Below are 12,890 nucleotides of genomic sequence, written 5' to 3'. Positions count from 1 at the left end.
TTGGGTACTGGGCGTAGGTATTGGGGTGGTGCAACAGCAATTACAGCGGCAGCTTGATCAGTTCATCGACGGCGCCCATGACTTTGTTGCGAACTTGCATCAACATGGAAAAGGACAGGCTTGCTTCCTGGCTGGCCAGCGTTGCGCCGACCAGGTCGTCGCTCTTGCCACTGTCGACGTCGCTCATTTTTTGTGCCGCTGCGCGGTCATCGGTGTTGATCTTGCTGAAGGCGTCCTGCATGCTTTGTGCAAAAGAGAAGCCAGTCGGTTCCTGACCGCCAAAGCTGGCCGCTGGCGCTGGCGCGATGCTGGTGCCCAGAGCACGCGCATCGTTGCTTAAAGCTGCCAGGTCAGCCCTGATCAAACCTGCGAGTTGATTGCCCATCGTGTCCTACTTTCAAAATGCGTTGCGGTATCAATCAGAATGACTGGTGTTGCCTTCTCGCCTGGTCCGATTTCCCCGGACCCATCAGTTTTATCAGTTGTCACACCACGCAAAATGCGAGAATGCTTTTCAAGCAACTCCATACTGTTGCATACAATATATCTGCAAGGCCAAGACAATAATATTCAAGCGATAAAAGTTTCTTGCGGCGTTAATGACGATCAAATCCACTGCAATCAAAAACTGAAATCAGTAAGGTCGAATGGCTTGCTGCAAACCAATATTTAATGGATGCGAGCTTACCTTGAGGCAACTGTAAAGTAAAGGACGGATTAACTGCCAAAATATTGTCTCATGGCAATGTCCAAAGATTTACTGTATTCTCCAGTCCTATGGAGCGCGAAGATTGCGTGAGCGCCGCAAGGACTCGCCGATGCTCCGTGCTACGCCACTGCAAGGCATGGTTTTTCTGTCCTGATTGCGCCGACAAAGGCCATTTCGAGCGATGTGTCCGCGGTATATAAGCGATATGCAAATCGAGCTGATCCCGTATAATTTGTACTGCCATCGCATTACCGACATCACCCACATGATAAAAACCAAGACAGATCAAACTTTGCACCATCAAGTCCTCGATTCCTGTCTGCTTGGGCGTCCGGTTCACTTGCTGCACGTCTTTGGCGCCCAGTTGCGCGAGGACCTGGCAAGCGCATTGCGCATGCCCATGAGCCGCCGATACTGGGGAAACGTCCAGATCGATGACGTCAGTCTGTCGCGCGTTGACAACGAAGACAATCGCAACCGCTGGCTGGCGTTCGGCACGCCCGCGGGCCACGCTGGCTTTTCGCTGGATCGCCAGGTGCTGCTGCAGGTATTGAACTACCGCTATGGCAGCGCCGGTGCGAAAAACGTGCCGGTCGACCCGGCACTGGTGCGTGTAACAGCCACCGAGGAACGCTTGTCTGTGGTGCTTGGACAACAAATGATTACCTGCCTGTTCGCCCGTATCCACAAAAACCTGCTGTCAGTCAGCAAACAAAGCGATATTGATCCCGATGCTGCACCTGCCGTGCAGGCTGGCGTGCGTCCTGCACGCGGCAGCTGGGTTGTCACCGTTTCACTCAGTGATGTCGAGGCTGGCCTCTCCGGACACGTCTGGTTTTCTCTCGACAAGTTGTTAATGGGCGACGTGCTGCGCGGTTTGCTTCCCGAACGGGCGCAGGCGAAAAAAGCGCTGCGCAGCGTGCGGCCACTCGCTTCGCGTTTGCAAGTGACTCTGGAAGGGCGCCTGGTCAGCAAGCAGATGCAGTTGGGTGCCTTGTTCGACCTGCGAGTGGGTGACGTCATTCCCGTCAGCCTGAGCCGCACCGATGTCATGCTTGATGATTCGCGCTTGTTTACGGCGGCTGTTTCCGAACACAAGGGCAAGCTCTGCCTAACCTCATTTGAAGACGTTGAATAATATGAATATGACCGATACCAATCAGAGCGAAACCTTGCTGGAAGAGCTGGGCGACGATATGATCATCGACCAAGGTGATATCAGCGATGTGGCCAGCACCCGCACGCGGCGAGACATTCCCCAGATGATGCGCAAGATCCCCGTGACCCTGACCCTGGAAGTGGGTTCGGCCCGCATCTCGCTCGAAGAGCTGATGGCCATCGGCCCGGACAGCGTGCTCGAACTCGACATGCTGGCCGGCGAGCCACTCGTCATCAAGGTCAACGGCACGCCGATCGGCCGCGCCGAAGTGGTGGTGGCCGGCGAGAACTACGGCCTGAAGGTAATCGATCTCGATGGCCTCAATCTTGACCTGATGACAGCATGAAGCTGGCGGTAGCGGGCTGGCGAGGCCACCGCGGCAAGCTCGCTGCTGCCGTGGTGTTGCCATTGATGATGATGGCGTGCGCCAGTGCCGGTGCGCAGGACCTGCTGGCCGGCGTGGTGCCGGGCGCGAAGACCGACCTGTCGGTCAAGATGCAGATCCTGGTCATCATGACCTTGCTGGGCTTGCTCCCGGTGATGGTCATGATGATGACCAGCTTTACCCGTTTCGTGATCGTCTTGTCGCTGCTGCGCCAGGCGTTGGGCCTGCAACAGGGCTTGCCTAACCGCATCGTTACCGGTATCGCCCTGATCCTGACCTTGCTGGTGATGCGGCCGATCGGCGAACAGGTGTGGAAAGAGGCGTTCGTGCCGTACGACCGCGACCAGATCGGCCTGCAGCAGGCGCTGAAAACGGCTGAAGTGCCGATCACCCGCTTCATGCTGGCGCAAACGAGCAAGGCAGCGCTGGCGCAGATCGCCCACCTGGCCGGCGAGCCTTCTACCATGCGTCCGCAGGATCACAGTTTTACCGTCAAGCTGGCCGCCTTCGTGCTGTCCGAGCTGAAGACGGCGTTCCAGATAGGCTGCATGCTGTTCATCCCGTTCCTGATCATCGACCTTGTGGTGGCCTCCGTCTTGATGGCGATGGGCATGATGATGCTCTCGCCGCTGGTCATCTCGCTGCCTTTCAAGCTGCTGCTGTTCGTGCTGGTCGATGGCTGGACCCTGACTGTCAACACGCTAGTCACCAGCATACAGGCGTATTGAATGTTAACGCCGGAAGTCGCCGTTGACCTGGTCATCGAAGCCTTGCACATCGTCATGCTGCTGGTAGTGATATTGGTCGTGCCCGGTTTGTTGATGGGCCTGGTGGTCGCCCTGGTGCAGGCCGCCACCCAGATCAATGAACAGACGCTGAGCTTCCTGCCGCGCCTCCTGGTCACCTTGCTGGCGCTGATCCTGGCCGGACGCTGGATGTCGGGTTACCTGATGGATTATTGCGTGTCGATTTTCCAGCGCGCCGCTACCCTGGTTGGCTAGCAGGGCCCAGCCATGATCGAGATGTTCAACCAGGTCCTGCCGTTCATGCTGGCCGTATGGTGGCCGTTCTGCCGTATCCTGGCCATGCTCAGCGCCTCGCCCGTGATAGGCGACGTCACCGTGCCGGTCACGGTGCGCATTTTGCTGGCGTTGATCCTGGCGATCCTGATGTTGCCGGTGATGCAGGCCTCGGGCGCTTCGCGCGAACTGCTTGCCATCGATCCGCTGTCGCTGCACGCCATCGTGGCAACCCTCGAGCAGGCCGTGATTGGTTTCGTGCTGGGGCTGGCGTTTCACTTTGCCATGTCGGTCATGTCGGTGCTGGGTTTCCTGGTGTCAAGCCAGGTGGGCTTTTCGATGGCCGTCATGAACGACCCACTGAACGGCACCTCGTCGGACGTGATCTCGGGCCTGCTGACGATCTTGTGCATGATTGTGTTTTTCACCATCGACGGCCATCTGGTACTGGCGGGGGTGGTCGGTGCCAGTTTCAATGCCTGGCCGGTCGGGCAGGGTTACGGGCCACTGTTGCTGCAAACGGTGGCCTACAATGTTGCGTGGATTTTTGCCGCTGCCATGCTGCTGGCCCTGCCGATCGTGTTTTCCACCATGGTGGTGCAGATGGGCTTTGGCTTCCTGAACCGCGTGGCGCCGTCGCTGAACCTGTTTTCACTGGGCTTTTCAATGATCACGGTATTTGGCTTGCTGATGCTGGTGCAGATCGTCAAGTTCATTCCCGAGCACTATATCGCCATGACCAACCGGGTGCTCGACATGATAGCCGAACAGATGCGGGTGGCCCATGGCGGATAACAGCAGTGGCGACAAGACCGAAAAGGCGTCACAGCAGAAGCTGAAAAAATCGCGCCAGGAAGGGCAGGTAGTGCGTTCGCGCGACCTGTCGACGGCGCTCGGCATTTTGATCAGCATGAAGCTGTTCGTGTACTTGCTGCCCAGCTACCTGGAGTCGTTCCGCCAGCTGTTTGCCCTGTCCTTCATGCCCCTCGACAGCACCGGTGCCCTCGACAATGCCATGTCGACGGCATTTGCCACCTCCGTGGGCCTGCTGATTAAAATGATACTGCCGCTGTTCTGCGTGCCTTTTTTTGTCGTGCTCGGCTCCCTGATTCCGGGTGGCTGGGTAATCAGCACCAAGAACTGGGCACCGAAGATGGAGCGCCTCAGCCCAGCCAAGAACCTGGGCCGGCTGGTCAGTCCGAAGCATGGGTTTGAGTTCGGCATCTCGATCGCCAAGGCAGTGGTGCTGGGCATGGTGCTGGTGCATGTCAGCCGCTCCAGCCTGGCGCAGTACGTGGCTTTGCAGCACCGGCCATTGCAGCAGGCCATGCTCGATGGTTCGGCATTGATGATAGATGGGTTGATGGCGCTTATTTCGGTATTCATCCTGTTTGCCATCATCGACGTGCCGGCACAGGCTTTCTTCTTTGCCAAGAATCAGCGCATGAGCAAGCAAGACGTGAAGGAAGAGCACAAGAGCAGCGAAGGGCGGCCCGAAGTGCGCCAGCGCATCCGCCAGTTGCAGCAGCAGTTGGGCCGGCGCAGCGTGCGCAAGACGGTGCCCGATGCCGACGTGGTCATCGTCAATCCCGAGCATTACGCCGTCGCGCTCAAGTATGACCAGGACCGCGCTGAAGCGCCGTTCGTGGTCGCCAAGGGCGTCGACGAGATGGCGCTGTATATCCGCCAGGTGGCCAGGGAGCACAATATCGAGACGCTCGAATTGCCGCCGCTGGCACGCGCCATCTATAACACCAGCCAGGTGCAGCAGCAAATTCCCGTGCAGTTGTACCAGGCCGTGTCGCAGGTGCTCAATTACATCCTGCAGCTGAAAGCATTCCGGTCCGGGCAGCGTGCTGCCCAGCCCATCTTACCCACCGAGGTGGTCGTGCCATCTCACCTGAGCGAGGTTGTACCGTCATGAATTTCCTGAACCGACTGGTTGCCGAGATGCGCCGCCACAAGTTCGTCACGCCAATGTTCCTGTTGGTGATACTGGCAATGATCATCTTGCCGCTGCCGCCGGTGCTGCTCGATATCCTGTTCACCTTCAATATCGTGCTGGCCCTGATCGTCATCCTGGTCAGCGTCTCGGCCAAGAGGCCGCTCGACTTCTCGGTCTTCCCGACGGTGATCCTGGCCACCACCATGCTGAGGCTGACCTTGAACGTGGCCTCGACACGGGTAGTGCTGTTGCATGGCCACACGGGCGCGGACGCGGCCGGCAAAGTGATCGAAGCGTTCGGTAATGTGGTGATCGGCGGCAACTTCGTGGTTGGTATCGTGGTCTTCGTGATCCTGATGATCATCAACTTCGCCGTCGTCACCAAGGGCGCGGAACGCATTTCGGAAGTGTCGGCGCGCTTTACGCTGGACGCTTTGCCGGGCAAGCAGATGGCGATCGACGCCGACCTGAACGCCGGTCTGATCAACCAGGAAAAAGCCCAGCTGCGCCGCAAGGACGTGGCGGCTGAAGCGGACTTTTACGGCGCCATGGACGGTGCCTCGAAATTCGTGCGCGGCGATGCCGTCGCCAGTATCCTGATTTTGATCATCAACATGGTCGGTGGCGTGGCCATCGGCTCGCTGATGCACGACCTGTCGTTCGGCGACGCTTTCCGCCAGTACGCCTTGCTGACCATCGGCGATGGCCTGGTGGCGCAGATCCCGGCACTGCTGCTGTCGGCTGCGGCCGCCATCCTGGTGACCCGTATCAGCGACTCGGGCGACTTCGAGCAGCAAGTGGCGAGCCAGGTGCTGACCTCACCGACGGTCCTTTTCAGTGCCTCGGGCATGATGGTGGCGCTGGCCCTGATTCCGGGCATGCCGTGGCTGATGTTCATGACCTTTGCGGCAGTGCTGGGCTTTGTTGCCTGGCGCCTGACGCAGCAGCGCGTCAAGGCGCCCGACAATTCCGGCATGGCAGCCATCGAAGCGGCGCTGCTGGGCGACAAGCCGGCTGAACTGGAATGGCAGCAACTGCCGGCGGTACAGCCGCTGATGGTGATGCTGGGCTACAAACTGGTGGGCATGGTCGACAAGACCCAGGGCGAACCTTTGAACAAACGCGTCAAGGGCGTGCGCCAGAGTTTGTCCGAAGCGATGGGCCTGCTGCTGCCGCAGATCGGCGTGCGCGACGACCTGGCGCTGAAACCCTCGCAGTACACCATCATGCTGTCAGGTACCGTGGTGGCCCAGGCCGAAGTGCAGGCCGACCGTTTGATGGCGATACCCTCGCCGAACGTCTATGGCCAGTTGGATGGCATTCCCGGCATCGAGCCGGCCTACGGCATGCCGGTGACCTGGATTGAACCCGCCGCGAAAGCCCATGCGCTGGGCATGGGTTACCAGGTGATCGAAGCGCCCAGCGTGATCGCCACCCATTTGTCGAAAATGATCCGCGAATACCTGCCGGAGCTGTTCCGCCATGAAGACGTGTCGCACATGATGGAGCGGCTGGCGGCGCTGTCGCCCAAGCTTGCCGCAGCACTCGACAAGGCGCTGACGCACACGCAGCTGCTGCGCGTGTTCCGCGTGTTGCTGGCCGAGAACGTTTCATTGAAGGACCTGGTGCCGATTGCCACCACCTTGCTCGACAGTTCCGAGACCACCAAGGATCCCATCTTGCTGGCGGCCGAAGTGCGCTGTGCCTTGCGGCGCCAGATTGTCAGCGGCCTTTTTGGCCAGAAGCTGGAAATGCAGGCATTCAACCTCGGCGGCGAGCTGGAAAACATGCTGCTGGGGTCATTGAACCAGGCGCGCCAGTCCGGCAAGGTCACGCTGGATAATTATCCGATCGATCCGCACCTGCTGTCGCAGCTGCAGGTCAACATGCCGGTGGCGCGCGAGCAGATGAAGCAGCAGGCCACGCCGCCGCTGCTGCTGGTGCTGCCGCAGATCCGCCCGCTGCTGGCGCGCTATGCGCGCCTGTTCGCGCCGGGCCTGCACGTGCTGTCGTATAACGAGATCCCCGAAAACCGCGAAGTGAGCATTATCGGCACAGTCGGGTAAATCAATCCTGCTCGTCGATGGGCGTGAGCAGTTCAGGTTCCTGCGCGTCGGCCGGCAGCACGATTTCTTCCATCGTGGCGTCGCCCCAGTAATCCTTCGGTGCCGCCACTTCCTTCGACACGATGACCGGTTCTTCCGGTGCGGCAGGCGCCGCTTCCGGTTCGGCCGGATCATGCGCCGTTTCCGCCGGTGGCCGCGTCAGCAGCAGCGCCACTTCTGCCATCGCCTGGAACAGCGGCTGCGACAGCGCGCTGGCGGCCGCCTGCATCGGATAGCCGGCGTGCGCCGGCTGTGCATGCAGCACGCGGTTCAGGCGGCAGCGCAGCATGCGCAGGCCGGCGCTGCGCACCGCCTCTGCAATCTCGGGCAGCACGCGGCGCAGGTGGGCCAGGGCCAATTCGTCATCGGCCGCCAGTTCCAGCAGCACGCCATCGTTGGCCGGCTCCATCTGGATCACCACGCGCCCCACGCCATCGATCAGCAGTTCGACCCGCAGCGCTACCTTGCCGTTGCGCTTGCGCGGCGCGGCGTCCTCTTCGTCGCCGGGCAGCACGCGCAGCAGCAGGCGCTGGCCGCCCCAGCCGTAGACGGCAAAGCGCCATGCTTCGGTATCGAGCGGCAGCGCAGAGCGCGCCACCGGCTGCTGCTCGGCCATCAGCAGGTTGCCTGGCAGGTGCTGGCCACGCGCGTGTTCCTGCAGCGCGGCGTATTGCTCGCCATAGGTTTTCACCATCACGCGCCAGGAGGCGGCCAGCTGCGCCGCATCGGGCGGCTGCCATACCAGTTGGCGCGTAAAAAATAATTGATTCACCTGCATCGCGCTGCTGTCGCGCGCAGTGGCGCCCAGGCCAGGGTCGCCGGCATTCGGCTTGATCAGGGACGCCAGGCCATCTTGCGCCTGCGACAACTGCGCCGGCAAGCTGCCGGCATCGGGCGCCGGCGCCATGAAGGGGCCGACGGGCACCAGCGGCATTACCACCCCGGGCGTCAGCGGCGTGGCCGGGCTGACGTCGAGGCGCTGCGTAATCAGGGGCAGGGCATTGCCTGCGGAAATGCGGTCTATGGCCATTGCTGTTCCTCCCGCCTGGGATGAAAAAAAAGCCAACTGCTTGCGCAGTTGGCTCTGGTCTGCCTGACCTGAACCAGGTCAGGAGAATACTACTACTATTGCAGCAGGGACATAACCATCGACGACATGCTGTTGCTTTGTTTCAGCATGGCGGTACCAGCTTGCAGCAGCATTTGCGAAGCGGTCATGTTCGAGCTTTCGGTCGCGAAGTCGGTGTCCATGATGCGGCCAGCTGCGCCGGCGGTGTTGGTGCTGACGTTGGCCAGGTTGGTAGCAACGTGGTCCAGGCGGTTACCAGCGGCACCCAGCGCCGAACGCGTAGTGCCGACGGCGTCAATGGCAGCTTGCAACTTGTCGATCGCTGCCGATGCACTGCCGTCCGTAGTCAGTTCTTTACCAACGATAGACGAAGCTGCACCGAAGGTATTGTATTCTGTTGTCGCATTTTTGATTGCATCGTGCATGCTATCCAATTGCGAAGACAGGTCAAAGGTCATCGATTCGCTGGTCGACGCGCCGATTTGGAATTCCACTTTCGTCGAGAATTTGCTACCTGCTGCTGCGCTTGTTGGACCATTTTTCAGTGCTTGATCGTAAAAAGCATCTGATGCGGCTGATTTAGCGATTGCTGCATCGTCCAATTTTTTTGCGTCTTTCAGTAAACCGCTTTTTGCTACCAGATCATCTGCCAATAATTGCGTTCCGCCAGTTGTAGCATCTTCATAAGCAGCTTTAGCCGTATTGTAGTCCTCTTGCGCCAAAAACAAATCTTGGGTCGTACCTGCATCGCCGCCCGTGCCTGTGGTACCTAAGGCTTTCTTATCGACGGTTTTGTTTACCAGGGCATTTGCCAAGGCTTCAGGACTTGCGGATTTTGACATCAGCTTTGCGCCAGCAAACGAGGTGTTGCCCAAAACATTGCTCAGTTCGTTGGTCAGCGTATCGAATTCGGCTTGCATTGCAGCACGGTCATCAGCCGTCGACGAGCCATCGGCAGCTTGCGTGGCCAGATCCTTCATGCGAACCAGGATGTTTACGCTTTCGCCCAACGCGCCGTCGGCGGTCTGGATCATCGAGGTGGCGTTCTGGGTGTTGCGCATGGCCATGGCCATACCGCTGGTCTGTGCTTTCAGGCGGGTGGCGATTTGCAGGCCGGCAGCGTCATCCATTGCCGAGTTGATGCGGTAGCCGGTGGACAGGCGCGTCATCGAGGTCGACAGCGATTGTTGGGTTTTCGAGATCGACGATTGGGCGGACAGGGCGGCGGCGTTGGTGTGAAGGCTCAGCATGAAAAGTACTCCAGTTGGTTGAATGCGGTGTGGAGCAGCATTTTTGCGCTCTCATGAGTACAAGACGACCGTTGCTTCAGGAAAATTAAATTCTTTTGAGAAATTTTCAAATTATTTTTTCTGACGCTATGCTTCAACCTGCTTGCGGCTGTCCAGATAAGCCTTGACCCGGCCGGGCGGGTTCCACATAAGCACATCGAGGATGGATAAATGTTCGACAAACTGATGGCGGCCGGTGGCGTAGCTGAACGAGACCATGCTGGTGAACGCCAGTTCGATACCGTGCCGTTCCCAGTCTTGCGGACGAAAAATATCCTTGCCACCGGGTGGATTGAGGTAGCGCTGGGCGCCAAGTGCGTTGGAAATTTCCAGCGCCCACTGGCCAGCGTGGTCAATCTCCGGCAGTTCTAGGTCCAGGTCTGACAGGTTTTCTGGATGGAATGGCAAGTCGAGATAGGCACAGGTGGCGGCCAGCGACGCCACATTCATATCGCGCAGCAGGCCGCTGGCGGCGTCGGCGAAGGTTGCGCTGATCAGGGCGGAGACGGCGTGAAAAAAAGGTGCGCCGGCGCTTCGGTAGTGCTGTATCTGGCCCTGGATCTTGTCATGTGCTGCCTGCGGGTCCAGCAGCGGCACGTCGCGGATCAGGCCCGCGCCCGCATGCCGGTCAACCGGCAGGCTGACATATTGCCAGCCTTCAATGGGGTGCAGGATGCGGTTACGGTTCATCCAGCTCTTCGGCGCATAGCGCACCACGTCGAAAACGATCCAGCGGTCGGTACGGTTGATCAGGTCAAAGTAGCCCAGGTAAGGAAAAAAATAGGGCTGCATGATGCCGAGCGTCATTTTTTTCGACATGTCAGACCTGCATTGCCTGTGCGATAGCGTCGGCATGTTGCTGCGCATGCGCCAGGATCTGACAAATGCGCGCGATATCGTCCAGGGTCAGCAGCGCGCCGATGGGTAGTTGCATGACGCTGGTACACAAGGCGTCGGTTTGCGGCAGAACGTCTTGGTATTGTGGAAAATCGTCAACGTAGGGAGTGCAACGGTGGATGCCGGGGTAGAAGTAGCGACGTGCCAGCACATTTTCCGCCTTCAGCAAATCCATGACCATGTCGCGCGGCAGGCCGAATGCCGCCGGATCGATGTTGCAGACCAGATATTGGTAGTTGGAAAAACTGACGCCGGCAGGAACAGTCAGGCTGACGCCTGGAACATTGCGCAGGCCACTTGCATAGGCTTCGTACTGTTGCTGGTTATTGGCCTGATTGGCAGGAAAATCCTCAAGGCTCATCAGCGCAATGGCAGCCTGTGCCTCGGACATGCGGCCGTTGGAGGTCTTGACCACTGGCACCGCATGGCCGGCACCGTAGCTGCTGCGTATATTGCGCAGGCGGGCCGCCAGCTGGTCGTCACTGGTGCAGATGCAGCCGCCTTCGCCAGCGCTGAGCACTTTGGTCGCATGAAAGGAAAGCACTTCCGCCTGGCCGAAGTTGCCGATTTTCCTGCCTTGCACTTCGCAGCCGAAAGCGTGGGCGGAATCGAAGTATAGTTGCACGTTGTGCTCGCGCGCCAACGCTTCGAGCGCCAGCGGGTCGCAGGCACCGCCCCACAGGTTGACCCCCATGATGGCGCTGGTATCGTCGTCAATCAACCCTGCCAGCTGGTCGAGCGCGATCTGCCCCGTATGCTTGTCGACATCGCAGAACACAGGTTCCAGGCCGGTCCAGCTCAGCGACTGCGCCGAGGCGGCGAAGGTAAATGCAGGCAGTATCACCTTGCCGCGCAACTGCATCGCTTCAGCCACCATCATCAGTCCGATGGTGGCGTTGCTGACGCAAATGACATGTCGCACGCCCAGGAATGCTTGCAATCTGCTTTCCAGCTCGATCGCCAGCGGCCCCTGGTTGGTATAGTACTGGCGTTCGAAGATGCCGCGAAATGCGGCCTCGTAACGATCCCATGCCGGAAAGTACAACTGCCCGACAGGAATCGGACGTTCAAAGGCAGGCGCTGCACCCAACAGGGCAAAGGAGGGCAGGTTCATAAGGATTCCAGTTTTCGCCTGATGGCTGGCGCTTGCTGCAGCATCATGGCCAGCAGTGCGGTAATCTGCCTGATGTCGTGGTCGTTCACATGGTGGCCACACGGCAGCAACAGGAACTGCTCTGCCATCTGATCGGTTTCTGGCAGATCGGCGGCAATGTGCGGGTAGGCCATGTCTTTCTGGTGCAGGGCAGGAGAGTAGTAAGGGCGCGCCACGATTTTTTCCGCATGCAGGATGCGCAAGGTGTCGGCACGGGTCAACGGCCAGCTGGTACAGAGACGCACGACGATATTTTTGTAGCTGGTATGCTGGTTTTCATCGAAGGCCAGCAGTTGCAGGCCTGAAATTGGCTGCAGCATTGTCTGATACAGCCGGTAGCGCTCGCGATTGCGGATGACCTGGTCTTCCAGGTCGTCGAGACTGGACAGCGCCATTGCGGCATGCACTTCGTTAAGTTTGGCATTCATTCCACCAGGCACGGTGATATTGTCCGCCTGCTTGAAACCGAAACCGCGCGCCAGCGACAGATGCTCGGCCAACTGGCGGTTATTGGTGGTGACATAGCCGCCTTCAAAGCCGTTGATGAGTTTGCTTGCATGCAAAGAAAAAATTTCTGCATCGCCAAATTGTCCCACTTTGCCTTCTGGCACCGTCTCGTACACTGACTCCACCGCGTCGAACAGAACGGGAATGTCGTGGTGGCGCGCAAGTGTGCATAGTTCCTCGGCATCGCAGCAGTTGACGATCGGATGGACGCATAGCATCAGGGCAGTCTTGTCGTTGATGCACGTTTCTGCCGTGGCGGCGCTCATCGCCAAGCTTGCCGGGTCGATATCGCAGAAGTGCGGACTGAGCCGATTCCAGGCCGCGATATCGGCCATGCGGCGATAGGTCAGAGAGGGCATGACAATCTCGCTCTTACCCTTGCGCGCCATTGCCGAAATCGCTAGTGCGAGAGCCCAAAAACCGCTGCAAAACGTGACACAGTAATCGGTCTGATGCAGTGTGGCCAAGCGCTTTTCCAACTGTTGTACCAAAGGACCATTGTTGGTGTATTGGCGCTGTCGATAAAATTGCTTCGAATAAGCAAGAAAATTCTCGATATCGGGGCGTACCAGATTCGAGGTTGATTTCGGCGTAGCAAAAAGGCTGTCGCCGCCAAATAGCGCCAGGTCGGTTGCGGTATTTTTCATGGGCTG

General features: G+C 59.0%; 13 protein-coding genes. 7 read left to right on the top strand and 6 right to left on the bottom strand.

Annotated features, from left to right (window positions below; genetic code table 11):
• Positions 1-40 precede the first annotated feature (40 nt).
• Positions 41-385: a flagellar hook-basal body complex protein FliE gene (fliE, locus tag ACQ4WM_RS02210; RefSeq protein ID WP_436545081.1), complete on the bottom strand. Its 345-nt coding sequence runs from the start codon at positions 383-385 to the stop codon at positions 41-43.
• Positions 386-914: 529 nt separating this feature from the next.
• On the opposite strand from fliE, the gene ACQ4WM_RS02205 reads away from it, so the two are divergent.
• From ACQ4WM_RS02205 to ACQ4WM_RS02175, 7 genes are read left to right on the top strand one after another with little or no spacing between them, the layout of a single operon-like run.
• Positions 915-1,847 carry a FliM/FliN family flagellar motor switch protein gene (locus ACQ4WM_RS02205; protein ID WP_436545080.1) on the top strand — a complete coding sequence of 311 codons (933 nt, stop codon included), beginning with the start codon at positions 915-917 and terminating at the stop codon, positions 1,845-1,847.
• Between the two features lies 1 nt (position 1,848).
• Positions 1,849-2,214, top strand: coding sequence for a FliM/FliN family flagellar motor switch protein (locus ACQ4WM_RS02200; protein ID WP_436545079.1), 366 nt, complete (start codon positions 1,849-1,851; stop codon positions 2,212-2,214).
• Complete coding sequence (gene fliP / locus ACQ4WM_RS02195; protein ID WP_436545078.1) at positions 2,211-2,981, top strand: flagellar type III secretion system pore protein FliP; 771 nt, start codon at positions 2,211-2,213, stop codon at positions 2,979-2,981. Before ACQ4WM_RS02200 ends, fliP begins: the two co-directional genes overlap by 4 nt.
• On the top strand, positions 2,982-3,254 hold the full coding sequence (locus tag ACQ4WM_RS02190) for a flagellar biosynthetic protein FliQ (protein WP_312439575.1): 273 nt from the start codon (positions 2,982-2,984) through the stop codon (positions 3,252-3,254).
• A 12-nt stretch (positions 3,255-3,266) separates the two neighbouring features.
• Positions 3,267-4,067, top strand: a complete 801-nt coding sequence (locus ACQ4WM_RS02185; RefSeq protein WP_436545077.1) for a flagellar biosynthetic protein FliR — start codon at positions 3,267-3,269, stop codon at positions 4,065-4,067.
• Positions 4,057-5,196 (top strand): EscU/YscU/HrcU family type III secretion system export apparatus switch protein, encoded by a 1,140-nt coding sequence (locus ACQ4WM_RS02180; RefSeq protein WP_436545076.1) that lies wholly within the window; start codon positions 4,057-4,059, stop codon positions 5,194-5,196. The genes ACQ4WM_RS02185 and ACQ4WM_RS02180 overlap by 11 nt, the downstream gene beginning before the upstream one ends.
• A complete protein-coding gene (locus tag ACQ4WM_RS02175) occupies positions 5,193-7,283 on the top strand; it encodes a flagellar biosynthesis protein FlhA (RefSeq protein ID WP_436545075.1) in 2,091 nt (696 codons plus the stop codon). Before ACQ4WM_RS02180 ends, ACQ4WM_RS02175 begins: the two co-directional genes overlap by 4 nt.
• A 1-nt stretch (position 7,284) precedes the next feature.
• Here ACQ4WM_RS02175 and ACQ4WM_RS02170 read toward each other — a convergent pair whose 3' ends face one another.
• The 5 genes from ACQ4WM_RS02170 to ACQ4WM_RS02150 form a co-directional block, all read right to left on the bottom strand.
• Positions 7,285-8,352, bottom strand: coding sequence for a hypothetical protein (locus ACQ4WM_RS02170; RefSeq protein WP_436545074.1), 1,068 nt, complete (start codon positions 8,350-8,352; stop codon positions 7,285-7,287).
• Positions 8,353-8,447: 95 nt separating this feature from the next.
• Positions 8,448-9,641, bottom strand: coding sequence for a flagellin N-terminal helical domain-containing protein (locus ACQ4WM_RS02165; RefSeq protein WP_436545073.1), 1,194 nt, complete (start codon positions 9,639-9,641; stop codon positions 8,448-8,450).
• 126 nt (positions 9,642-9,767) lie between these two features.
• Positions 9,768-10,499, bottom strand: a complete 732-nt coding sequence (locus ACQ4WM_RS02160; protein WP_436545072.1) for a WbqC family protein — start codon at positions 10,497-10,499, stop codon at positions 9,768-9,770.
• Between the two features lies 1 nt (position 10,500).
• Positions 10,501-11,691, bottom strand: coding sequence for an aminotransferase class I/II-fold pyridoxal phosphate-dependent enzyme (locus ACQ4WM_RS02155; RefSeq protein ID WP_436545071.1), 1,191 nt, complete (start codon positions 11,689-11,691; stop codon positions 10,501-10,503).
• A complete protein-coding gene (locus ACQ4WM_RS02150; RefSeq protein WP_436545070.1) occupies positions 11,688-12,884 on the bottom strand; it encodes an aminotransferase class I/II-fold pyridoxal phosphate-dependent enzyme in 1,197 nt (398 codons plus the stop codon). The genes ACQ4WM_RS02155 and ACQ4WM_RS02150 overlap by 4 nt, the downstream gene beginning before the upstream one ends.
• Positions 12,885-12,890: the final 6 nt, after the last annotated feature.

Source organism: Janthinobacterium longum, from assembly GCF_051380735.1.
Lineage (GTDB): Bacteria > Pseudomonadota > Gammaproteobacteria > Burkholderiales > Burkholderiaceae_D > Janthinobacterium.
The sequence above is the reverse complement of the archived record's forward strand: the minus strand, read 5'-3'. Positions and strand labels throughout refer to the sequence as shown.

Coding starts and splice junctions, on each gene's coding strand:
- ACQ4WM_RS02155 (WP_436545071.1), bottom strand. CDS start 11,691: ATGAACCTGCCCTCCTTTGCCCTGTTGGGTGCAGCGCCTGCCTTTGAA.
- fliE (WP_436545081.1), bottom strand. CDS start 385: ATGGGCAATCAACTCGCAGGTTTGATCAGGGCTGACCTGGCAGCTTTA.
- ACQ4WM_RS02190 (WP_312439575.1), top strand. CDS start 2,982: ATGTTAACGCCGGAAGTCGCCGTTGACCTGGTCATCGAAGCCTTGCAC.
- ACQ4WM_RS02200 (WP_436545079.1), top strand. CDS start 1,849: ATGAATATGACCGATACCAATCAGAGCGAAACCTTGCTGGAAGAGCTG.
- ACQ4WM_RS02180 (WP_436545076.1), top strand. CDS start 4,057: ATGGCGGATAACAGCAGTGGCGACAAGACCGAAAAGGCGTCACAGCAG.
- ACQ4WM_RS02165 (WP_436545073.1), bottom strand. CDS start 9,641: ATGCTGAGCCTTCACACCAACGCCGCCGCCCTGTCCGCCCAATCGTCG.
- ACQ4WM_RS02170 (WP_436545074.1), bottom strand. CDS start 8,352: ATGGCCATAGACCGCATTTCCGCAGGCAATGCCCTGCCCCTGATTACG.
- ACQ4WM_RS02175 (WP_436545075.1), top strand. CDS start 5,193: ATGAATTTCCTGAACCGACTGGTTGCCGAGATGCGCCGCCACAAGTTC.
- ACQ4WM_RS02185 (WP_436545077.1), top strand. CDS start 3,267: ATGATCGAGATGTTCAACCAGGTCCTGCCGTTCATGCTGGCCGTATGG.
- fliP (WP_436545078.1), top strand. CDS start 2,211: ATGAAGCTGGCGGTAGCGGGCTGGCGAGGCCACCGCGGCAAGCTCGCT.
- ACQ4WM_RS02150 (WP_436545070.1), bottom strand. CDS start 12,884: ATGAAAAATACCGCAACCGACCTGGCGCTATTTGGCGGCGACAGCCTT.
- ACQ4WM_RS02205 (WP_436545080.1), top strand. CDS start 915: ATGCAAATCGAGCTGATCCCGTATAATTTGTACTGCCATCGCATTACC.
- ACQ4WM_RS02160 (WP_436545072.1), bottom strand. CDS start 10,499: ATGTCGAAAAAAATGACGCTCGGCATCATGCAGCCCTATTTTTTTCCT.